Source organism: Pseudomonas fulva NBRC 16637 = DSM 17717 (assembly GCF_000730565.1).
Classification (GTDB): Bacteria; Pseudomonadota; Gammaproteobacteria; order Pseudomonadales; family Pseudomonadaceae; genus Aquipseudomonas; species Aquipseudomonas fulva.
This window is the reverse complement of sequence record NZ_BBIQ01000020.1, coordinates 1-20,354: the sequence shown is the minus strand read 5'-3', so window position 1 is coordinate 20,354 and position 20,354 is coordinate 1. Positions and strand designations below refer to the sequence as shown.

17 protein-coding genes and 1 pseudogene are annotated in these 20,354 nt (G+C 64.2%); 8 read left to right on the top strand and 10 right to left on the bottom strand.

Annotation, left to right across the window (positions count from 1 at the left end; all coding sequences use genetic code 11):
* Window positions 1-13: 13 nt before the first annotated feature.
* Genes PFU01S_RS17805 through PFU01S_RS17790 form a run of 4 tightly spaced genes read left to right on the top strand, consistent with a single transcriptional unit; the run spans window position 14 to window position 4,772 of the window.
* A complete protein-coding gene (locus PFU01S_RS17805) occupies window positions 14-1,543 on the top strand; it encodes an efflux transporter outer membrane subunit (protein WP_027914428.1) in 1,530 nt (509 codons plus the stop codon).
* Window positions 1,540-3,717: an FUSC family protein gene (locus tag PFU01S_RS17800; protein WP_027914429.1), complete on the top strand. Its 2,178-nt coding sequence runs from the start codon at window positions 1,540-1,542 to the stop codon at window positions 3,715-3,717. The genes PFU01S_RS17805 and PFU01S_RS17800 overlap by 4 nt, the downstream gene beginning before the upstream one ends.
* Entirely contained in the window at window positions 3,707-3,907 is a 201-nt protein-coding gene (locus PFU01S_RS17795; RefSeq protein WP_027914430.1) for a DUF1656 domain-containing protein, read from the top strand. Before PFU01S_RS17800 ends, PFU01S_RS17795 begins: the two co-directional genes overlap by 11 nt.
* 10 nt (window positions 3,908-3,917) lie before the next feature.
* Window positions 3,918-4,772 (top strand): efflux RND transporter periplasmic adaptor subunit, encoded by an 855-nt coding sequence (locus PFU01S_RS17790; RefSeq protein ID WP_027914431.1) that lies wholly within the window; start codon window positions 3,918-3,920, stop codon window positions 4,770-4,772.
* An 85-nt stretch (window positions 4,773-4,857) separates the two neighbouring features.
* Here the strand turns inward: PFU01S_RS17790 and PFU01S_RS17785 are convergent, their stop codons facing one another.
* Window positions 4,858-5,316, bottom strand: coding sequence for a universal stress protein (locus tag PFU01S_RS17785; RefSeq protein ID WP_028687636.1), 459 nt, complete (start codon window positions 5,314-5,316; stop codon window positions 4,858-4,860).
* Between the two features lie 179 nt (window positions 5,317-5,495).
* Between PFU01S_RS17785 and PFU01S_RS17780 the strand changes: the two genes are divergently transcribed.
* From PFU01S_RS17780 to PFU01S_RS17765, 4 genes are all read left to right on the top strand, one after another.
* A complete protein-coding gene (locus tag PFU01S_RS17780) occupies window positions 5,496-6,401 on the top strand; it encodes a LysR family transcriptional regulator (RefSeq protein ID WP_023534365.1) in 906 nt (301 codons plus the stop codon).
* A gap of 115 nt (window positions 6,402-6,516) precedes the next feature.
* Complete coding sequence (locus tag PFU01S_RS17775; protein WP_028687637.1) at window positions 6,517-8,058, top strand: MFS transporter; 1,542 nt, start codon at window positions 6,517-6,519, stop codon at window positions 8,056-8,058.
* A 27-nt stretch (window positions 8,059-8,085) separates the two neighbouring features.
* Complete coding sequence (locus PFU01S_RS17770) at window positions 8,086-9,159, top strand: HlyD family secretion protein (protein WP_028687638.1); 1,074 nt, start codon at window positions 8,086-8,088, stop codon at window positions 9,157-9,159.
* Window positions 9,156-10,664, top strand: a complete 1,509-nt coding sequence (locus PFU01S_RS17765) for an efflux transporter outer membrane subunit (protein ID WP_081783964.1) — start codon at window positions 9,156-9,158, stop codon at window positions 10,662-10,664. Before PFU01S_RS17770 ends, PFU01S_RS17765 begins: the two co-directional genes overlap by 4 nt.
* A gap of 21 nt (window positions 10,665-10,685) precedes the next feature.
* Here PFU01S_RS17765 and PFU01S_RS17760 read toward each other — a convergent pair whose 3' ends face one another.
* The 9 genes and pseudogenes from PFU01S_RS17760 to PFU01S_RS17720 form a co-directional block, all read right to left on the bottom strand.
* Window positions 10,686-11,498, bottom strand: coding sequence for an SDR family oxidoreductase (locus PFU01S_RS17760; RefSeq protein ID WP_028687640.1), 813 nt, complete (start codon window positions 11,496-11,498; stop codon window positions 10,686-10,688).
* 85 nt (window positions 11,499-11,583) lie between these two features.
* The gene (locus tag PFU01S_RS17755) at window positions 11,584-12,048 is read right to left on the bottom strand and encodes a hypothetical protein (protein WP_027914437.1); all 465 of its coding nucleotides are present in this window, start codon (window positions 12,046-12,048) and stop codon (window positions 11,584-11,586) included.
* 112 nt (window positions 12,049-12,160) lie between these two features.
* Window positions 12,161-13,670 (bottom strand): annotated as a pseudogene (locus tag PFU01S_RS17750) (mannose-1-phosphate guanylyltransferase/mannose-6-phosphate isomerase).
* 34 nt (window positions 13,671-13,704) lie between these two features.
* On the bottom strand, window positions 13,705-14,352 hold the full coding sequence (locus PFU01S_RS17745; RefSeq protein WP_028687642.1) for an alginate O-acetyltransferase AlgF: 648 nt from the start codon (window positions 14,350-14,352) through the stop codon (window positions 13,705-13,707).
* 18 nt (window positions 14,353-14,370) lie between these two features.
* On the bottom strand, window positions 14,371-15,528 hold the full coding sequence (locus PFU01S_RS17740; protein ID WP_027914440.1) for an alginate O-acetyltransferase: 1,158 nt from the start codon (window positions 15,526-15,528) through the stop codon (window positions 14,371-14,373).
* Between the two features lie 10 nt (window positions 15,529-15,538).
* Complete coding sequence (locus PFU01S_RS17735) at window positions 15,539-17,008, bottom strand: MBOAT family O-acyltransferase (RefSeq protein ID WP_028687643.1); 1,470 nt, start codon at window positions 17,006-17,008, stop codon at window positions 15,539-15,541.
* A gap of 132 nt (window positions 17,009-17,140) precedes the next feature.
* Window positions 17,141-18,244, bottom strand: coding sequence for a mannuronate-specific alginate lyase (locus tag PFU01S_RS17730; protein WP_028687644.1), 1,104 nt, complete (start codon window positions 18,242-18,244; stop codon window positions 17,141-17,143).
* 7 nt (window positions 18,245-18,251) lie between these two features.
* Complete coding sequence (locus PFU01S_RS17725) at window positions 18,252-19,694, bottom strand: alginate O-acetyltransferase (RefSeq protein ID WP_028687645.1); 1,443 nt, start codon at window positions 19,692-19,694, stop codon at window positions 18,252-18,254.
* A gap of 13 nt (window positions 19,695-19,707) precedes the next feature.
* Window positions 19,708-20,354, bottom strand: a 647-nt coding sequence (locus PFU01S_RS17720; protein WP_042139751.1) for a right-handed parallel beta-helix repeat-containing protein, incomplete at its 5' end; no start/stop codon positions are given.

Here is a 20,354-nt window from a genome sequence, read left to right as displayed (position 1 = left end):
GGATATCGCAGCTGTGCCGCGTTGCATCATCGGAACGCTCCAAGCGTTCAGTGCCTGTGCCCTTGCCCTCACCTTGAGCGGCTGTATCGGAACCTGGGGCATTGCCCCGCAGACCCAAACGCTGCAAGCCAACACCCTGAGCCCCAGTGCAGCCATCGAGCAGGCCGCCGCCGACGCCCACTGGCCCGACCAGCAATGGTGGCGCGCCTACCGCGACCCCCAACTCGATCACTGGATAGCACTGGCGCTGGCCGCCAACCCCAGCCTGGCCATCGCCGCAGCACGGGTGCGTCAAGCGCGGGCCCTGGCTGGCCTTGCCGAGTCGGCCGAACACCTGCAAGGTACCGGTCGGGCGACGCTCAACCGGCACAATTGGCCTGACGATCCCTTCTATGGCCCGGGTGATTTGTCCGGTGCCACCACCTGGGATAACAACGCAAGCCTTGGCCTGAGCTACGCCCTTGATCTGTGGGGGCGCGAGCGCAATGCCAGCGAGCAGGCCGTGGACCAGGCCCATCGACAGGCCGCAGAGGCCAGGCAGGCCCAGTTGGAGCTGCAGCACACGGTGGTGAGCGTGTACATCGAGCTGAGCCTGCACTACGCCCGGCGCGACATCATCAAGGCTCAACTGGCGCAGCAAGAGCAGATTCTGGACCTGGCCCAGCGTCGACTGGACGCTGGCATCGGTACTCATCTGGAGGTCAGCCAGGCTCAGGCGCCGCTGCCGGAAACCCATCGCCAGCTCGACAGCTTGGACGAGGATATCGCCCTGGCCACTCATCAGCTGGCGGCCCTGGCGGGTAAGGGGCCAGGGGAGGGCGCGCAGCTGCAGCGCCCCAGCCTGACCCTTGCCGCACCCTTGACGCTGCCTTCCAGGCTACCCGCCGAACTGGTCGGCCAGCGCCCCGATGTGGTCGCCAGCCGCTGGCAGGTCGCGGCCCAAGCGCGGGGGATCGACATGGCCCATGCCGGCTTCTTCCCCAACGTGGACTTGGTCGGCAGCCTGGGTTTCGTGGCCACCGGCGGCGGCCCGCTGGCATTTCTCACCGGGCGCAAGTTCAACTACACCGTCGGCCCGGCCGTCACCCTGCCGATCTTCGATGGCGGGCGTCTGCGCGCGCAACTGGGGGCCGCCGCCGCCGACTATGATGTGGCCGTGGCGCGCTACAACCAGACGGTGATCGGCGCGCTCAAGGACATCTCCGATCAGCTGGTGCGTCGTGAGTCGATGCAGGCGCAGGCGCACTTTGCGGCCGAGTCGGTCGCCGCGGCGCAGAAAACCTACGACATCGCCATGGTCGCCTACCAGCGGGGCTTAACTGACTACCTGAACGTGCTCAACGCGCAGACGCTGCTGTTTCGTCAGCAGCAGGTTCAGCAGCAGGTGCAGGCCGCGCGCCTGATCGCTCACGCCGCGCTGGTGACTGCGCTGGGCGGCGGTCTGCAAGCCGGCTCGGATGTGCCGGACGAAGAACGCCAGGCGCCGCCAGCCACGCCAGCACCTCTCGCCCTACTCAACGCCAAGCCGAGTGAGCGCCCATGAATACCTGGGGTTTACCCCTGCGCTGGTTGCAGAGCCTGCAATGGCGGCGCGGTTTCCAGGCCTGGGTGCGGACCGATGGGGTCACCTGGGTGTACATCTTCAAGGTGCTGGCTGCAGCCTTCATCACCTTGTGGCTGGCCATGCGCCTGGAGTTGCCGCAGCCGCGCACCGCCATGATCACCGTGTTCATCGTCATGCAGCCGCAAAGCGGGCATGTGTTCGCCAAGAGCTTCTACCGGGTGCTGGGCACCTTGGCGGGTTCTGTGATGATGGTCGCATTGATGGCCGTGTTCCCGCAGAACACCGAACTGTTTCTGCCCAGCCTGGCCGTCTGGGTGGGCCTGTGCTCGGCAGGCGCCATGCGCTACCGCACTTTTCAGGCGTATGGCTTCGTGCTTGCCGGCTACACGGCGGCGATGATCGGCCTGCCGGTGTTGCAGCACCCGGACCAGGCGTTCATGGCAGCGGTGTGGCGAGTGCTGGAGATTGCCTTGGGCATCCTGGTGTCCACGTTCGTCAGCGCCGCCATCTTGCCGCAATCGGCCAGTGCTGCCATGCGCAACGCCCTGTACCAGCGTTTCGGTGCGTTCGCGGCCGTGGTGGTCGAAGCCTTGCGTGGCGACAGCCAGCGTGAGCGTTTTGAAAGCAGCAACGTGCGCTTCGTGGCCGAGGCGGTGGGGTTGGAAAGCCTGCGCAACGTCACTGCCTTCGAGGACCCGCACATGCGGCGGCGCAGTGGCCGGTTGGTACGCATGAACAGCGAATTCATGGCCATCACCACACGCTTCAACGCCCTGCACCGCCTGATCGAGCGGCTTCGCGCACGTGGGCCCGTGCAGATCGTCAGCGCCATCGAGCCTGGCCTGCACACCCTCGTCGACCTGCTCGAACCCTATGTGGGACGCGCGTTGACCGATGCCGACGCCTTGCGCCTGACCCTTGAGCTTGGTGCCTACCGCGAAGGGTTGCAGGCCCAGGTCCGCAGCTTGCGCGCCGAATACCTGGCCACCGCGCCCTGCGAAGCCGACCTGCTGGATTTTCACACGGCGTTCGAGTTGCTCTACCGCTTCGTGGACGAGATGTACAGCTACGCCGAAACCCACGCCTCCCTGGCGGTGCACAACCACGCGCGAGAGCAGTGGGACGAACCCTACGTGGCGCAGACCAGCACCCTGGTATGCCTGGCAGCCGGGCTGCGCTCGGCAGCGGTGCTGTTGCTGCTGGGCAGTTACTGGCTGATCAGCGACTGGCCAAGCGGCGCCATGATGACCTTGATCGCCACGGTTACCGCTGGGCTGTCGGCGGCTTCGCCCAACCCCAAGCGGCTGTCGTTCCAGATGGCGTGCGGCACGGCGATAGGCGCGGTGATCGGGTTTTTCGAAACCTTCTTCGTGTTTCCCTGGATCGACGGCTTCCCTTTGCTGTGCATGGTCCTGGCCCCGGTGTTCGTGCTGGGTGCGTTTCTCTCGTCGCGCCCGGCTTACTCGGGCTACGGTATTGGCCTGCTGGTGTTCTTCGCCATCGGCTCGGTGCCCAACAACCTGACGGTGTATGACCCGTACAGCTTCATCAACGACTACATCGCCATGGTCGTTGGCATGTTCGTGTGCGCGGCTGCCGGCGCGATCATCCTGCCGCCCAATAGCCGCTGGTTGTGGAGCCGGCTGGAGCAGGCCCTGCGTGAACAAGTGCTGTTTGCTATCAGCGGGCGTCTGCGCGGCATCGGCACGGCCTTCGAAAGCCGCACGCGCGACTTGCTGCACCAGGCCTATGGCCTGGCGGCCGGCAAGCCGCAGGTGCAAAGCCAGTTGATGGGCTGGATGTTCAGCGTGCTTGAAATCGGCCATGCGGTCATCGAGCTGCGCAAGGAGCAGGCACGGGCACCCGTGCACCCGGCCTATGCCGAGTCCCAGCCGTGGCGCCAGGCTATCCGGGTCATGGGCCGCGCCCTGGCGCGGTTGTTCTTGCAGCCCAGCGCCGGGAATCATGAGCGTGCCCTTGTGGCGGTGGACCATGCCATTTCCCGGGTGCAGGCCACCGACGAGCCGTTTGCGCGGCACTTCGACACGTCGGTGTTACGCCGTGTCCAGAGCTACCTGCACTTTATCCGCTCATCCCTGCTCGACCCCCACTCACCGCTTGCGCCACCCAAAGGCTTGCCCCATGCCTCGTGAAATCGCCTTCCACGGCGTGTACATGCCCACCCTGACCGTGATGTTCCTGTTTGCGCTAGGCCTGGCCTGGGGGCTTGACCGGTTCATTGCCAGCGTTGATGGCTACCGCTTCTTCTGGCACCCGGCGCTGCTGCGCCTGAGCCTGTTCGTCTGCCTGTTCGGCGCCCTGGCGCTGTCGCTCTACTGGTGAGAATCCTTCGATGAAAAAGTTCTTCAGCCTTGTCGCTACGTTGCTGGTCCTGGCGGCCGCCGTGGTGATCGGTCGTCAGCTGTGGCTGCATTACATGACCACCCCCTGGACACGCGATGGCCGGGTGCGTGCCGACATCATCAACGTGGCGGCCGATGTGCCTGGCTACGTGGTCGATGTGCCAGTCAAGGACAACCAGCGGGTCAGCAAGGGCGACCTGTTGATCCAGATCGACCCGGAACACTACCGGTTGGCGGTCGAACAGGCCAAGGCCTTGGTGGCCGCCCGCAAGGCCACCTGGGAGATGCGCCGGGTCAATGCCAGACGCCGAGCCGACCTGGACAACCTGGTGATCTCCAAGGAAAACCGCGACGATGCCAGCAACATTGCCAGCGCTGCGCTGGCCGAGTACCAGCAGGCCCAGGCGGCGCTGGCGGCTGCCGAGTTGAACCTCAAGCGTACCCGGATCGTGGCCACGGTCGATGGCTATGTGACCAACCTGAACGTTCATAAGGGCGATTACGCACGTACCGGCGAGGCGGTGATGGCGGTGGTCGATGAGGCGTCATTCTGGGTGTACGGGTTTTTCGAAGAAACCAAGCTGCCCCATGTGAAGGTAGGCGACCCTGCCGAGCTGCAGATGATGAGCGGGGAACGCTTGCAGGGCCATGTGGAGAGCATCGCCCGGGGCATCTACGACCGCGACAACCCGCAGAGTCGCGAGCTGATTGCCGATGTGAACCCGACCTTCAACTGGGTGCGCCTGGCCCAGCGGGTGCCGGTGCGCATCCATATCGACCAGATGCCCGAAGGTTACTTCCTGGCAGCGGGGACTACCTGTACGGTGGTGGTCGATCCGCAGTGAAGCACTCGGCAACCTGCCGCTGCAGCGCGTTGTGCCTGGGCGGCACGTTTCTGCAAGTCCCGCAATCACCTGAAGGTCCGGCTCCTCAAGCGGGACATTCAGCCGGCCCGACCAAAACCGGCACCTGCACCTGATCGATCACCTTGGCACTGATCGAAGGGTCCAGCAGTCGCCCCAATCGCGACAGATGACGGTGCCCCATGATGATCAGTTCGCAGTTCAGGGCCTGGGCCTTGGCCACGATGACCTCTACAGGCCGACCGGCCACCATGCTGCCCTGGCAGGCGAAACCCGCCTGCTGCAAGTCACGGACCGCCTCGCCCAGGGCATGGTCGGCCTGTTGCTGTTCCTCGCACGCGGCAGGGTACTGCGCTTGTTCGTCGGCCGTGTAGGGCGCCGGTTGTTCGTGCACGGCAAAGGAAGTATCGATGGCCAGCAGTACATGCAAGGTATGGTCTTCAGGACGACACCAGCGGCGGGTCAGGGCGAGCAGCGCTTGGGTAGCAGGGGAGGCGTCGATGGCGATGAGCACGGGGCTTGGCATACGGAATCCTTGATCGTGGGGGTGGCTGGGCTGCCGGCCAGGGCCGAGCCTGCTGCTGCCATTGTCGACCTCACCCAGGCTGCGAATAAAGGCCCTGCCACGCACGAGCACATTGCGTCGGGCGCAATCGAGCAACCTGCTAACATCGCCCTTTCCCAACGTCGTCTCGGAAAACGACCATGCAACTGCCTGACATGAACCTGCTGGTCGCCCTCGATGTGCTGCTCGATGAGGGCAGCGTGGTGGGCGCGGCACAACGTATGAACCTCAGCCCAGCCGCCATGAGCCGCACGCTGGGGCGCATACGCGAGGCCATGGGAGACCCCATCCTGGTGCGCGCTGGCCGCGGGCTGGTGCCCACGCCGCGCGCCCTGGCCCTGCGCGAGCAGGTGCATGGCCTGGTGGAGCAGGCCGGGCAGGTGTTTCGCAGCCGTGAAGGCGTCGACCTGTCCAAACTGCACCGTGCCTTCAACGTGCGTACCAACGACCTGTTCATTGCCCTCTACGGGGCCAAGCTGCTGCGCATGATGCTGGCCGACGCGCCCAATACCGTGCTGCGTTTCGTGCCCGAAGGCAGCAGTGACGACGATGCCATGCTGCGCAACGGCCACATCGACCTGATCGTCAGCTCCTCCGTGGAGCTGGGGCCGGAGATCAAGGTGCAGAGTTTGTTCAGCACCTACTTCGTCGGCCTGGCGCGCATGGAGCATCCGGTCTTCGACCAGGACATCACCCCACAACGCTTCGCCGCGTTCCCGCAGATCAGCGTGTCGCGCCGGGGCCGTGCCAACGGTCCGATCGATGTGGCCCTGGCCAACCATCGGGTCGAGCGCCGGGTGGCGCTGATTACCACCAGCTTCCACTCGGCGATGTTCTCGTTACCTGACTCGGACCTGATCCTGCCGATCCCGGCCAACATCCTGAACAGCGTCCAGCGTCTGAAGCTTCCCCTGCGCTCCTTCGAAATTCCCGTACCCCTTGAAAAAGTGAACGTGATGCAGGCCTGGCACCCACGTTTTGACAACGACCCGGCCCACCAGTGGCTGCGTCAGACGATCAAGGCCTGTACCCGAAGCGACCCTTGAACATGGGATCATTGCGTTTGACGCAATATAAAACTGCCAATAATTCAGTTTTCGTCAGCATTCACCCTGCCTAAAATCGCTCCAGTCGTAAAATTGTTGCTGGAGATGTCTCTAAATGAATGCCGTTTCTGCCTCAGCGAGTGGGCTGGCTGCCACGCCTGCACCGGCCGCCCCCGCACAGGGCGCGTTCGGCCTGCAGGTGGTGGTCGGGCTGTTCGGCGTGTTGCTGGCGGTGCTCTGTGCGGGCCTTAACGAGTCCGTGACCAAGATTTCCCTGGCCGATATCCGCGGGGCCATGGGCATCGGTGCCGATGAAGGGGCCTGGCTGCTGGCGGTGTACAGCGCAGCCTCCGTCTCGGCAATGGCCTTTTCGCCCTGGTTGGCGACCACCTTTTCCTTGCGGCGCTTCACCTTGGCAGCCATTGGTACCTTCGCGGTGCTGGGTCTGCTGCAACCCTTCGCCCCCAACGTGCACAGCCTGATGCTGCTGCGGGTGCTGCAAGGGCTCGCCTCGGGTGCACTGCCGCCGATGCTGATGAGCGTGGCGCTGCGTTTCCTGCCTCCTGGCATCAAGGTCTACGGCCTGGCGTGCTACGCCTTGACGGCCACCTTCGGCCCCAACCTGGGTACACCGCTGGCTGGCCTGTGGACCGAATACGTCGGCTGGCGCTGGGCGTTCTGGCAGATCATCCTGCCGTCGCTGGTGGCCGGTGGCTGCGTGGCGTGGGGGTTGCCGCAGGACCCATTGCGCCTGGAGCGTTTCAGGCAGTTCGACTGGCGTGGTGTGCTGCTTGGGTTGCCGGCGATCTGCGGTATCGTGTTGGGGCTGTCCCTGGGCGATCGCTGGGGCTGGTTCGATTCGCCGTTGATCTGCTGGCTGCTGGGCGGTGGGCTGCTGCTGTTGGTGCTGTTCATGTTCAACGAGTGGTCCGAGCCCCTGCCGTTTTTCCAGCTGCGCTTGCTGGGCCGGCGCAATCTGGCCTTTGCCCTGCTAACCGTCGCAGGCGTACTCATCGTGCTGTCGGGTGTGGGTAGCCTGCCGTCTGCCTACCTGGCCCAGCTCCAGGGCTACCGGCCCGCCCAGACCAGCCCGCTGATGCTGCTGGTGGCCATGCCACAATTGATCGCCCTGCCGCTGACCGCCGCGCTTTGCAACATCCGCGCAGTCGACTGCCGCTGGGTGCTGGGTATCGGCCTGGCAATGCTGGCCGCGTCCTGCATCGGCAGCAGCCTGCTCACCAGCCAGTGGATCCGCACCGACTTCTACCCGTTCTACCTGTTGCAGGTGTTCGGCCAGCCGATGGCGGTCCTGCCGTTGCTGATGCTCTCGACCACGGGCATGAGCCCCCAGGAAGGCCCCTTCGCCTCGGCCTGGTTCAATACCGTCAAGGGCTTGTCCGCCGTCGTGGCGGGCGGGCTGCTGGATGCCCTGGGCACGCTGCGTCGGCATTTTCATTCCAATCACCTGGTCGACAGCCTGGGCAATGCCCCGTTGCTGGACGACCACGCTGCCAGCCTTGCCAAGCGTATTCATGACCAGGCGCTGGTACTGACCTCGGCCGACCTCTACCTGGTCCTGGCCGTCATTGCCGTGGCCCTGATCTGCCTGATCCCTGTCATGCCCACCCGGGTCTATCCGCCGCGCGCGGTGGCCTGACCCCCGTCTGAATTCGAGAAACGCCAAATGACCATCCACCGTAAAACCCTGTTCATCGGCGCTGTGCTGGCCGTGGCCGTGCTGGCCGCCCTCGTCGGCCCCTGGCTGGTGGGCAGCGATCACCGGCAGAGCACCAACGATGCCTACGTGACCGCCGACTACACCGTGGTCGCGCCCAAAGTCGCTGGCTTCATCACGCAGGTGCTGGTCGCGGACAACCAGCAGGTCAAGGCCGGCCAACTGCTGGCCACCATCGATGCCCGTGATTACCAGGCTGCCCTGGACGCTGCCCAGGCGCAGCTGCTGGTGGCCAAGGCCCAGAGCACCGATGCCCGCGCCACCCTCGACCGCCAGGACGCGCTGATTGCCCAGGCCCAGGCAGCGGTAAAAGCCGCCGAAGCCGAGGCGGCGTTCGCCGATCATGAGGTGCGCCGCTACGGGCGCCTGGCCGAGCAGGGCGCCGGTACCGTGCAAAACGCTCAGCAAGCGCGCAGCGCCGTGGACCAGGCCCGTGCCCGCCTGGCCAATGCCCGCGCAGCTTCGGTGGCTGCACGCAAGCAGGTGGACATCCTCGCCGCCCAGGTCGCCAGCGCCGATGGCCAGCTCAAGCGCGCCGAAGCCGGGGTGGAAAAGGCCCGGCTGGACCTCTCCTATACCCGCATCACGGCGCCGGTGGACGGCATGGTCGGTGAGCGTGCGTTGCGCATCGGGGCCTACGTCAACCCAGGGGCGCGACTGTTGTCGGTGGTGCCCCTGCAACAGGCCTATGTGGTGGGCAACTTCCAGGAAACCCAATTGACCCACGTGCAGCCTGGTCAGCCGGTCAGCATCAGCGTCGATACCTTTGCCGATGAACAACTCCATGGACACGTCGAAAGCATCGCTCCGGCCACAGGGGTGACGTTCTCCGCTGTGAAGCCGGACAACGCCACCGGCAATTTCACCAAGGTGGTCCAGCGTATTCCGGTGAAGATCGTCTTCGATGACGGGCAGCCGTTGTTGACCCGCCTGCGTGTCGGCATGTCGGTCGAAGCGACCATCGACACGACCCGCGATACCCAAGGCGATAAGCTGGCAGGCAGCGGGGTGACAGCCCGATGAACATCGCTCACGCGCAGAGCCCTGCACCCGCCCGCCCACAAGTAGTCAGTTCATCGCGGCCCGTCACGCGTTTCAGGACAAAGACCCCTGCAGCCGTACTGCTCGCTGCACTGCTCACGGGCTGTACCCTTGGCCCGGACTTCCAGCGCCCTGACGCCCAGGCGCCCCAGCAGTGGGACCCGTTGCAGGGTGAACACGCGCCCAGCCAACCTGTGGCCGAGCCCATCCAGTTGCGCTGGTGGGACAGCTTTCACGATCCACGGCTCAGTGCACTGATCGAGCAGGTCGCCACGCGCAACCTCGATCTGCAGATCGCCAGTGCCCGCTTGCTGCAAAGCCGTGCGCTGCGCAGTACTGTGGCCGCCGACCAGCAGCCGTCGGTGGACGCCAATGCAGGCTACAGCCGTGCCCGCAACAGCGCCGAGGGGCTGAGCGACCCCTCGGGCAACGCGGGTAAATCGGCCTTCAACCTGTGGCAGGGTGACTTGGTGGCAGGTTGGGAGCTGGACGTCTGGGGGCGTGTGCGGCGTCAGGTCGAAGCGGCCGACGCCAGTGTCGAGGTCGCCGAGAACGACCGAAACGGCGTCCTGCTGGCCCTGCTCGCCGAAACAGCCGGTGATTACATCCAGCTGCGTGCGGTGCAGCATACGTTGCAGGTGACCGAGGACAACCTCAAGGTCGCGCGGCACAGCCTTGAATTGTCCGAAGACCGTCAGGCCGAAGGCGTGGCCACTCGGCTCGACGTGGCCCAGGCCAACGCCCAGGTCGCCTTGATCGAATCTCGCCTGCCCACTTTGCAGGCACGCCGTGACGATTTGATCAATGCCTTGAGCCTGCTGGCGGCCGAGCCCCCACGCAGTCTGCAGGACAGCCTGCTGCAAGCTGGTGAGCTACCCGACCCGCAGCAGACGTTCGCCATCGGCGTGCCTTCGGAACTGGCCGAGCGGCGTCCGGACATCCGCCAGGCCCAGGCGCGCCTGCATGCTGCCACGGCCAGCATCGGCGTGGCCAAGGCAGATTTTTATCCGCGTATCCGGCTGTCTGGCAACGTGGGCTTCCAGGCCATGCAACTGGCTGACTTCGGTGCCTGGGACTCTCGCCGCTTCGCCTTCGGACCGCAGCTGTCGCTGCCGATTTTCGAAGGCGGTCGCCTCAAGGGCACCTTGGCACTGCGCCAGGCGCAGCAGCAGGAAGCGGCCCTGAACTACCGCAAGGTGGTGCTGGGGGCCTGGCATGAAATCGATGATGTGCTGCGCCTTTACAACGCCAGCCAGCTGCGTCGCGATCGCCTCGCCGAAGCCGTGCGCCAGAACCGCATCGCCCTGGAAACGGCCCAGCGTCAATACGTGGAAGGTGCGGTGGATTTTCTCAATGTACTGACCGTGCAGTCGGCCTTGCTGGCCAGCGAAGAGCAGTGGATCGACAGCGCTGCCGCAGTATCCCAGGCGCTCGTGGGGCTGTACAAAGCGCTCGGCGGAGGGTGGCAGGCGTTCGACAAGGTCTGAGTGCGCGGCGCCGTCACCGCCCTACAGCGTTCGTGACAAGCCAAACCGTTTGCGCAGCACCTTGTCCAGTAAACGCTGCGGCACCAGGCAGGCCATCAGTGGCAAGGCAGTGCTGCCGTTGCCCAGCCGCACCCGTGCTGGCACTGGCGAACGCTGGGTCGCTTTCAGCACGCCCTGGGCAAAGACCGCTGCCGGTGTTGGCCGGTCGAGCGAGGCGCGGGCCCGGGCTTGAATGTGTTCACGCAATGGCCACCACGGCGATTCAGGCGCAAGCACCTGCTGCGCCTGCTGCTGGGCGTGACTGGCGAACTGCGAGGCAATCGCTCCAGGCTGCACCTCCATCACGCGTATGCCCAACGGCGCAAGCTCCAGGCGCAAGGCGTCGCTCAAGGCCTTCACGGCGGCCTTGGAGGCGCAGTAGGCGCCGGCGAACGGCGTGACCAGCACCCCGGAGACACTGCCGATGTTCACCACCAGGCCTTTGGCGCGACGCAACTGGGGGAACAGTGCACGTGTCACGCCGACCAGCGCGAACACGTTTGTCTGGAACTGGCGCTGCAGGGCGTCGACCCCGCCATCGAGCAGCGGCCCCATGGCGCCGTAGCCGGCGTTGTTGATCAGGATGTCCAGTGCATCGAGCTCCTGCGCGAGCAGGGCCAGGGCGTGTGGGTCGTTGACATCCAGTTGTCGGGCAACGAAGCCCGCAGCGGCCAGGCGCGCTACATCTTCAGCCTGGCGGGCGGTGGCCCAGACCTGATGACCGGCATCGCGAAACGCATCGGCCAGGGCGCGGCCAATGCCGCTGGAGCAACCGGTGATCAGGACAGTCGACATGCAGAAGGCCTTTGGGTCTGGGTAGAGGGGCAGTGGGTGTGCGCCGAGTCGCCGATGCGTCGCCAGCGGTTGGGCATCGAAGGATTCAGTTGGCAAAGCTGCCTTGCAGGTGCTCGGCCCTGAACGCCAACGTCTGTGCACGGTAGCCCGAGCGTAGCGCAGGCAACGGCAGGCAATCGGACCACTGCGCGCCGGGTTGCAATTCCCCAGGCCCACGGTAGCGCGGTGCATTGTAGGTGTTTTCTGCCAGGTTGACGGTGTCGCCAGGCGCATAGGCCGCCACACGCCAGCGCAGTTCGGTGAGCGGAACCTTGTTGTCGTTCTTCAGGGTGACCTGCAAGGGGCGGTCGGCGGGGCATTGGGTGGGGGCATAGGCAAGGCGCATGTCCAGGCGGGCCAGTTGCGAGGTTTCGCGAGTGTCCTGCCAGATGACGAACAAGGCCACCAGGCCCAGACCACCCACCGCAGCCAGCGAAATCGGCAAGGCCTTGGCGGGGTAGCGCAGCAACAGCACCAGCCAGGTGAGGATAAGGAGAGCGCCGATGATCATGAGGCTTGCAGACCTTGGTTGCGCGAGGGTTGAAGCATCGTAGCGTGAAATGGGGGAAGGCTCAAAAGGGGAAGGCTTGGCCGGCTGTGGATCGAGCAAGGCGAGGTGGGGCTCAAGTGCCGGAGCGCGAATCAGCCCCGGGGCTTGAGCCCCCCATCACCGCGCAATCACTGCGAAGCAGCCTTGACCGCGCCACCACACTGCGCCGACTCGGACGTACGCCCGTACACATCCTCGAACCGCTCGATGTCATCCTCGCCAAGGTAGCTGCCCGACTGCACCTCGATGATCTCAAGGGGGATCTTGCCGGGGTTGCGCAAGCGATGCACCGACGCGATCGGAATGTAGGTCGACTGGTTTTCGGTCAGCAGGAATACATTCTGATCGCACGTCACTTCAGCCGTACCCGACACGACGATCCAGTGCTCGGCGCGGTGATGGTGCATCTGCAACGACAGGCTGGCCCCCGGCTTGACCGTGATGTGCTTGACCTGGAAACGCCCGCCCATGTCCACCGAATCGTACGAGCCCCACGGACGGTAGACTTCCGGATGGCTCTGGGTTTCGCTGCGACCCTGGGCGTCTAGGGTCTTGACCATCTGCTTGACGCCCTGGACCTTGTCCTTGTGGGCAATCATCATGGCGTCCTTGGTTTCGACCACCACGATGTTGTCCAGCCCGATCACCGACACCAGCTTGCCGTTGCCGTGAATCATGCAGTTGTGGCTGTCCTGCACCACCACGTCACCCTTGGTGACATTGCCGTGGTCATCCTTGTCGTGCACATCCCACAGTGACGACCAGCAACCCACATCGCTCCAGCCGGCCGACATGGGCACCACGCAGGCTCGCTGGGTCTTCTCCATCACGGCATAGTCGATGGAGTTGTCCGGGCAGCAGGCGAAGCTCGCTTCATCAATGTTCAGCGTGGTGCCATCCACCTGGCTGCGCTCCAGGGCCAGCAAACAGGTGTCGTAAATGTCGGGGTCGTGCTTTTTCAGCTCTTCGAGAAAGCGGCTGGCACGGAACAGGAACATGCCGCTGTTCCAGAAATACCCCCCGGCCTGAACGAACTCGATCGCCCGCTGCTCGTCAGGCTTTTCGACGAACTGCGCCACTCGCGCCACGCCTTCGGGCAGCAAGGCATCCTGGCTCGAGCGAATGTAGCCGTAGCCGGTTTCAGGCTTGGTCGCCGGCACCCCAAACAGCACCATCTCGCCGCGCTCGGCGGCCACGGTGGCCAGCGCCAACGCCCGCTGCAGCGCCTTCTGGTCATCGATGACATGGTCAGCAGGCAGCACCAGCATCAACGCGTCACGCCCTTCGTTGACCAGTTTCATGGCGCTCATGGCCACTGCCGGCGCGGTGTTGCGCCCGAAAGGTTCGAGCAGGATGCCCTGGGTTTGCAGGTCGAGCGCGGCCAGTTGCTCCTGCACGATGAAGGTGTGCTCCTTGTTACAGACCACAATGGGTGCGTCCATGCCTTCGAACACCAGACGTTCGAGTGTCTGCTGGAACAGCGTGTGCTCGCCGGTCAGGGCCAGGAACTGCTTGGGGAACTGCTTGCGCGACAAAGGCCACAAACGCGAACCGCTACCGCCAGAAAGAATTACCGGGATCATCGTGTTTCTCCAATCGTCATTGAGGGCAGGGCATTCAGTTGCTGCTCACAGGGCGGGTGACCCATACCGGGGACAGCGTGCTGCCGGAGCCGGTGACATACAGCACGGCCGCTTCGCCGCGCTCCAGGGCCACGGGTTTCACGTCACCGACTTTCCGGTCGCCCTGGAACAGCGCCAGGTCCACCTTCACAGGGTTGATTTCACGCTCGCCGCGGCCATTGGCGGCGACCGGCTTGACCACTTCGGTCTTGCCATCGGCGGTTTTCAGCGCCAGCGTCTGGTTGCTCAGGTTCTGTACCCGTACCAGCGCTTTCTGCTTGTTCTTGAACGGCGGCTCTTCGATCAGTAGAGGCGTACCGGCAGGGCTGTTGACCAGGGTGTAGTACTGGTCCGAGGCCAGCTTGACCGGTACGCGCTGGCTGCCGACCTGAGCGGTGTAGTCACCGCCTGGCAGGAAACTGAAGTCACTGCTGGCCTGGGGGCCGACCGGCTTGATCTGCGTGTTGCCGACGGAGGCGCTAGCCGGTGCGCTGCTTGCGTTGTACAAGCGCACGAAGGTCGAGCCCTTCGGCGCGCTCGGGCCGTAAAGCGCCGCGTCGGCGCCGGCATAAGCCTGTACTGATGCCAGGGACAGGCCGGCTGCGAGGGTCAGGGCTTTGGCGATGGAAGATGGAGTCGTCATGGGCATTGCCTCTTTCGGTCAGTGGGTGGTTCGGGTGGCCGTCAAGGCCAGGTTTTTTTCGGCGTCGCGCGAGTGCTTGAGCTGAGCGACCCAGTGCGGATCGATGCCGTCGAGTTCAGGTTTCATGGGCAGGTAGCGCTCCGGGAATTCCCACACCACCACTTGTGGCGCGGCATGTTGGAAGGCATCGCTTTGCAGGTACTTGAGCATGGGTAGGAAGGGCCCGTGGCCGTCCTCGGCATAGTTGGCCACGTCGCTGTGCAGCGCCTGCTGCAGGGCGCCCACGAAGTTCCAGCGGGGGTTGGCGCTGTAGCTGGTGCCCACCAGCGCCACGGGGATCTGCTGGTCGGCGAACAACGCATCCCCTGCGTCGGCTTGAGCTGCAACAGGGCGGGTGGTGCGTTGCTGGAGGGTGTCCGGCGGCGGCAGCAGGTGGGAGAACAAAGGATCCAACGGCAGGAAGTTGGTCAGGTCGCCCTTGTACGGCGCACTGCCCTGGGCCTGGGTGACGAAGGCTTGTGGGCTCGCTTCGAGCAGACGCTGGCGGCTGACGGCCGCAGCCAGCGCTTGTGCCGCCACTTCGGCACCCAGGGGCGTCCAATGGGTATCGGTGCGCAGAAACACCTGGCCGCGGGCCTTGGCCTGTTCCAGCGGGGCCATCAGGTCAGGGGCGAACACATTGGCCTGGCGTGCCTTGGCATGAAACTGGTTGTACAGCTCCCCATGCAGGCTCGCCGGTCGTGTCTGGCCAAGGTGTTCGTCGTACACCCGCGCCTTGGCCGGCACGATCGCCAGCACCAGCTGGCTGCCGTGCCGTTGCAGGGTGTCGCGCACGCCGCGGATCAGCGCCAGGTTCTCCTGCACCAATGCCTCGGCACCGGCGGTGGGCTTGAACTCTTCGTCACTGAACAGCCACTGGTCGCGCCCCAGCACCACGCCTGGCCGCCCTTCGTGGAACAGCTTGAAATCCAGGGCGGCCCACACGTTGGTGCCCAGGCGCTTGATCGGAAACGCGGCGTCGTAGTGTTGTTCGGTGGCCTTGGCCAGCTTGCCGTCGAGCAGGCTCATCTGTTCGGTGCGTTCAAAGCCGTGCAGGCTTGAGGTCGACCACAGGCCCATGCCCGTCAACAGGCCGAGGAAAGACAAGCAGTAGGTCATGCGAAGTGTCCGGGTCATCACATCGGCCTCAGAACTGGAAATAGAGAAACGGCGAATAGCTCTGCGCCGACAGCTTCAGGATCGACGCGACAAACAGCAGCAGCACCAGGGTTCGGGTCATCACGCGCGTCCAGCCAAGGCCGAGCGAGCCATCACGGTTGATCTGCACTGGCGTGGCGGTGGGTAATGCGGTGGGCGTGGTCCGGGCGTTACGGTAAACATCGCGCAGGCCGAAGAAGGCCAAGGCCAGGTAGGCGATCACCAGAGTCGCCACTTGCAGGCCGGTCAGCTGAGCGCGGTTGAGTTCGGAAAGCTGCCAGTGGCCGAAGCTGAACATGGCGCCGTACATGCGCGCTGCGACGTGCAGGTTCTCGGCCCGGAACACCACCCAGCCCACCACCACCAGCAGGAAGGTGAAGGCCCACTTGACCGGGTTGAAGCGCTGCGGGTGGGTGTCGATGCCCAATGCCCGTTCGATCGCCAGCCACACGCCATGCCAGGCGCCCCAGAGGATGTAGGTGACGTTGGCGCCATGCCAAAGCCCGCCCAGCAGCATGGTCAGGAACAGGTTGCGGTAGGTGTTGAGCGTGCCTTTGCGGTTACCGCCCAGGGTGATGTACAGGTAGTCGCGCAGCCAGGTGGACAGGCTGATGTGCCAGCGCCGCCAGAACTCGGTGATGGACTGGCTGATGTAGGGCTGGCGGAAGTTTTCCATGAAGCGAAAGCCCATCATCAGGCCCAGGCCGATGGCCATGTCGCTGTAGCCGCTGAAGTCGAAATACAACTGCGCGGTGTAGGCCAGCGCGCCCAGCCAGGCATCGCCGGTGGTGGGCTGCTGCAAGGCGAAGCAATGGTCTGCCACCACCGCCAGGGTATCGGCGATGAATACCTTCTTGACGAACCCTTGCATGAAGCGCGTGCAGCCTTCGGAAAATTTGTCCAGCGTATGCGTGCGGTGGTTGAACTGCTCGACCAGGTCCTTGAAGCGCAACACCGGCCCGGCGATCAGGTGCGGGAAGATCGCCACGAAGGCGGCGAAGTCGATCAGGTTGTCGGTGGCCGGGGTATCCCCGCGGTACACGTCGATGAGGTAGCTGATGGACTCGAAGATGTAGAACGAAATGCCGATTGGCAGCAGCACATGGGTGAGGATGAACGGTTCAAGGCCGAACGAGGTGATGATCGCATTGAGGCTTTCGACGCCGAAGTTGGCGTACTTGAAATAGCCCAGAATGGCCAGGTCCACGCCAACGCCCAGCAGCAGCCAGCGTTGCGCGGGCTTGCTGCGCACACCGGCGGCACCGACGTTCAGCCCGATCCAGTAGTTCCACAGGGTGACGCCGGCGAACAAGGCGAGGAAGTCCACGCGCCACCAGGCATAGAAGAGGTAGCTGGCGATCAGCAACAACGCGTTGCGATAGCGCTGCCCGCTCAGGTAGTACAAACCGAGGAAGATCGGCAGGAACAGGAACAGGAACACGTTGGACGAAAAGACCATCCCGGTTCTCCTAAAGACTCACAGCATCCAGGGCAAAGCGCCCCCCAAACCCCCCACAGATAATCGGGAGGCCACCTAGCTTTGTGCAGGCGGTGTGTCGTCACGACACGCCGCCCCTTGCACGGTCTTGCGTTAGTGCTTGCGCATTGCGCTTGGGTCATACACGCGCGTCATGTCGCCCCCCATGCGGAAGCTGTTGAACGGCTGCATGCCCTGCTTGCGCGCCAGGGTGTCGCCCACGCAGTGGTACAGGGCGCACCAGGGCTCCAGCCAGGCGTACTTGGTGTCGACCTTCAGGTCCTTCATGTCCTGTTTCTCGCCTGCGCGCTCGGCGAAATGACGCGGGTCGCGGGCGCCGGCCAGTACCCCTTCGCCCAGGCGCTGCAAGGCAAAATTGTTCTCGGCGCGTAGGTCCACGCCGTTGGCCTGGGCAAAGCTTGCGATCAATGCCAAGGGCGGCAGGGCATAGTTGTGATAGGCCAGCGCACGTTGCTTGCGTTTGATCTCGTTGGGCAGAAAGCCCTGGTCGTCGACTTGATTGACGCCGACCTTGTATTGCTTCACTGCCCAGTCGAACAGGTCACGGCGGTCGGTGGCCACGGCCGTGGCCATGACCGACCAGGCCGCCCAGTAGCTGTGATTGTTGATCTTCTGCAGCGGCAGGTCGCTCCAGTCGCTAACCGTCTGCTGGGCCAGGCGAGCGAACCATTTCTCGATCAGCTCGGCTTCGGCCTGATGCGCCGCCAATGGCCTGGCGTTGGAGAACTTCAGGCGCAGCCATGACCCGCTCAGGCTGCCCAAAGCCCATTTGCGCATCGATTTGCCGGTGTGGTTGTAGTTCGTGGACATCAGTGCGTCGGCCCGTGCCCAGGTGCCCAGCCACGTCAATGCGCAGTCCAGCTGCGCCGGTCGACCGTCGCGCATGTACTGGGTGACCAGTTTGCTTACCCCCTTTTCCAAGGCAGTGATGTCCTGGGTGGAGGTCCGAAAGGCGTGCTCGGAAGCCACATTGAGCGTGGCCCGCGCCTTGTCCGAGCCTTCGTACTTGCTGCGAAACTGCAGGGCACCGGTATACGGGGTGGGCGGGGCTTCGCAGCGAAAATCGCCGGTACCCGTCTTGAGTTTCTCGATGCCTTCGTAGTAACCCTGAGGTGGCACCAGCGAGGCCTGCGCGGCGCTTGCGAACAGAGCGAGGGCGAGCAGGGCCGGGCGCAGAATCAGTTTGTAATGGGTCATGTTCGCCTCACTGGCCGGCCTGCGCGGTCTGCGCAGGTCCGGCGAAGTCGTTACGTTTGCACAGCTTGGCTTCGAGCTTCTGCGTGCCTTTTTCCGGCCCCTGCACCTCGAAGGCCAGCAGCTTCTGATCGGCCCAGTCCTGGTCCTCGCGCATCTGGAACACGAACCGGCCATCGGTATCGGAGGTTTCGGGTTTTTCCAGCTTGATGTCCTCGTGCCGGCCGTTGAGGTACCAGAGGGTCGCCTGCAGCACCTTCACTGAGGGGTCGTCGAACTTCACGTCCATTTGCAGGTGGCGGTTGACCAGCGGCTTGATCACCCCACCCTTGCCATTGACCATCAGGGTGTTCTTGCCCGGCTTGAGCGTAGTCTTGGCGCTCATCAGCGCCGGGCGGTCGTCGCAGCCGTCGTCGAGCAGGCCGAGGATCTGTCGCCAGATGGTTTCCTGCTCCAGGCTGTAGAGGGGCGAAAATTCCCAGACCAGGATCTTGGGTGGATGCTTGCGGAACTCCTCGCTGCCCAGGTACTGAATCATCGAGCCCTCCAGACCGCCGCCGGGGAAGGCGACGTTGAGCACATCGGCGCCGATGTACTGCTCCAGAAACCCGGCGAAGTTGTAGTTCTTGCCGCTGTGGCTCGTGCCCACCAATGTGATCTGGGCATTGCCCTGGTCGCCGAACAGGTCGTCGTCATCGCCGCTGGCCCCTTTGGGTTCGGTGCTGAACTGGTCCATGTACTGCACCGCGTAGCTAGTGCCGCACAGCTGCCCGGCAACGTTGTGCAAGGTTCCGGTCTTGCCCATGCGCCCGGACTTGACGGTTTCGAATGCCTTGCGCGGGATGCCCTGGAATGCAGGCATCGTGTGCACGGTGTCGGCCACGATACGGGCAGCGCGCTCGGCGCCGTAGGGCGTCCAGTGCTGGTCGCCACGGAAGTAGAAATCCTTGCCCTGGTCGGCGGCAGGCAGCTGCTCGTTGGTCAGCGGCGACAGGTCGGGCACGTTGTAGCCCATGGCGGCGAAGCGCTTGAGCATGGCCTGGTAGTTGCCCAGTGCCTTCTGGTAGTCGAACGCGGCTTTTTCTGCCGGCTCAAGCATGTTTCGGTTCACCAAGCCCCGGGTCGGCTGATAAACCACTACCAGTTCCACACCGCGTTTCTTGAAGGCGTCGTGCACCTGCTGCAGGCGTTTGTACCCGGCAGGGGAGGTGTCGAATTCGGTGCGCAGGTCTTCACGGGTTCGGAACAACCAGTCGCCCTGGCCCTGCACCAGGGTGGTGAAGTTCTGCTGGTAGCGGGTGGTGTAGCGGCTGGCATCGTGTGCCTGCGGGCACAACTGGCAGCACGGCACCGCCGTGAAGGTAGGGGCCTGCACGGTGTCGGCGCGTGAGCCCTGACTGATGGCCAGGAGGGCGCAGGTGACGCCCAGCACGGTAATCGCTTGTGGAGTCATGGTCCGGGCTTCCTTATTGGATCAATTCGGTCTGGCGCTCGACCGGGTCGATCAGCACGGCTTTGCGCTGGCGTACCAGCAGGTTAAGGATTTCATCCTGGCGCTGGCCCAGCACACCGTTGAAGGTGATCCCGCTGGCTTTGCGCGGCGCCAGCATGGCCACGTCGTACAGCTCGACCGACAACGGCGAGTCGATCGACAGCGGGCCAGAGCCGTTGGCCGCCAGTTGCCCACCCACCAGGATCAACGACACCTTGGTGTCGAACGGGTCGAGGGCAATGTCGCGGTCGGTGTCGGACAGGTCCTTGATGTGGCCGTAAACGCCCACCAGACCGTTGGCCATGGCGATATTGTCGTACAGCCGGATGTTCACGCTGTTGCGCACGCGAATGCCATGGCGTCGGTTGTTGACCAGCGTGTTGCCCCACAGCAAGTTATCGCCGCTTTCGTACAGGGTGATGCCGTCGGTGTGGTTGCGGTAGATCTGGTTGTAGGCCACCAGGTTGTTGACGCTGTTGCGATCGATCACGACGCCTGACAGCTTGTTGTCGAAGCTCTTGTTATTGAAGATCCAGCTGTCGTTCACCTCCCGCGAAACGATGATGCCGTGCTTCTTGCGCGTGCCATGCACGCTGTTGCCGGCGATGATCAGCCCGTGGG

Excerpts from the sequence above, each read along its gene's own strand:
- PFU01S_RS17800 (WP_027914429.1), top strand. The coding sequence starts at position 1,540 with ATGAATACCTGGGGTTTACCCCTGCGCTGGTTGCAGAGCCTGCAATGG.
- PFU01S_RS17795 (WP_027914430.1), top strand. The coding sequence starts at position 3,707 with ATGCCTCGTGAAATCGCCTTCCACGGCGTGTACATGCCCACCCTGACC.
- PFU01S_RS17790 (WP_027914431.1), top strand. The coding sequence starts at position 3,918 with ATGAAAAAGTTCTTCAGCCTTGTCGCTACGTTGCTGGTCCTGGCGGCC.
- PFU01S_RS17785 (WP_028687636.1), bottom strand. The coding sequence starts at position 5,316 with ATGCCAAGCCCCGTGCTCATCGCCATCGACGCCTCCCCTGCTACCCAA.
- PFU01S_RS17780 (WP_023534365.1), top strand. The coding sequence starts at position 5,496 with ATGCAACTGCCTGACATGAACCTGCTGGTCGCCCTCGATGTGCTGCTC.
- PFU01S_RS17775 (WP_028687637.1), top strand. The coding sequence starts at position 6,517 with ATGAATGCCGTTTCTGCCTCAGCGAGTGGGCTGGCTGCCACGCCTGCA.
- PFU01S_RS17770 (WP_028687638.1), top strand. The coding sequence starts at position 8,086 with ATGACCATCCACCGTAAAACCCTGTTCATCGGCGCTGTGCTGGCCGTG.
- PFU01S_RS17765 (WP_081783964.1), top strand. The coding sequence starts at position 9,156 with ATGAACATCGCTCACGCGCAGAGCCCTGCACCCGCCCGCCCACAAGTA.
- PFU01S_RS17760 (WP_028687640.1), bottom strand. The coding sequence starts at position 11,498 with ATGTCGACTGTCCTGATCACCGGTTGCTCCAGCGGCATTGGCCGCGCC.
- PFU01S_RS17755 (WP_027914437.1), bottom strand. The coding sequence starts at position 12,048 with ATGATCATCGGCGCTCTCCTTATCCTCACCTGGCTGGTGCTGTTGCTG.
- PFU01S_RS17745 (WP_028687642.1), bottom strand. The coding sequence starts at position 14,352 with ATGACGACTCCATCTTCCATCGCCAAAGCCCTGACCCTCGCAGCCGGC.
- PFU01S_RS17740 (WP_027914440.1), bottom strand. The coding sequence starts at position 15,528 with ATGACCCGGACACTTCGCATGACCTACTGCTTGTCTTTCCTCGGCCTG.
- PFU01S_RS17735 (WP_028687643.1), bottom strand. The coding sequence starts at position 17,008 with ATGGTCTTTTCGTCCAACGTGTTCCTGTTCCTGTTCCTGCCGATCTTC.
- PFU01S_RS17730 (WP_028687644.1), bottom strand. The coding sequence starts at position 18,244 with ATGACCCATTACAAACTGATTCTGCGCCCGGCCCTGCTCGCCCTCGCT.
- PFU01S_RS17725 (WP_028687645.1), bottom strand. The coding sequence starts at position 19,694 with ATGACTCCACAAGCGATTACCGTGCTGGGCGTCACCTGCGCCCTCCTG.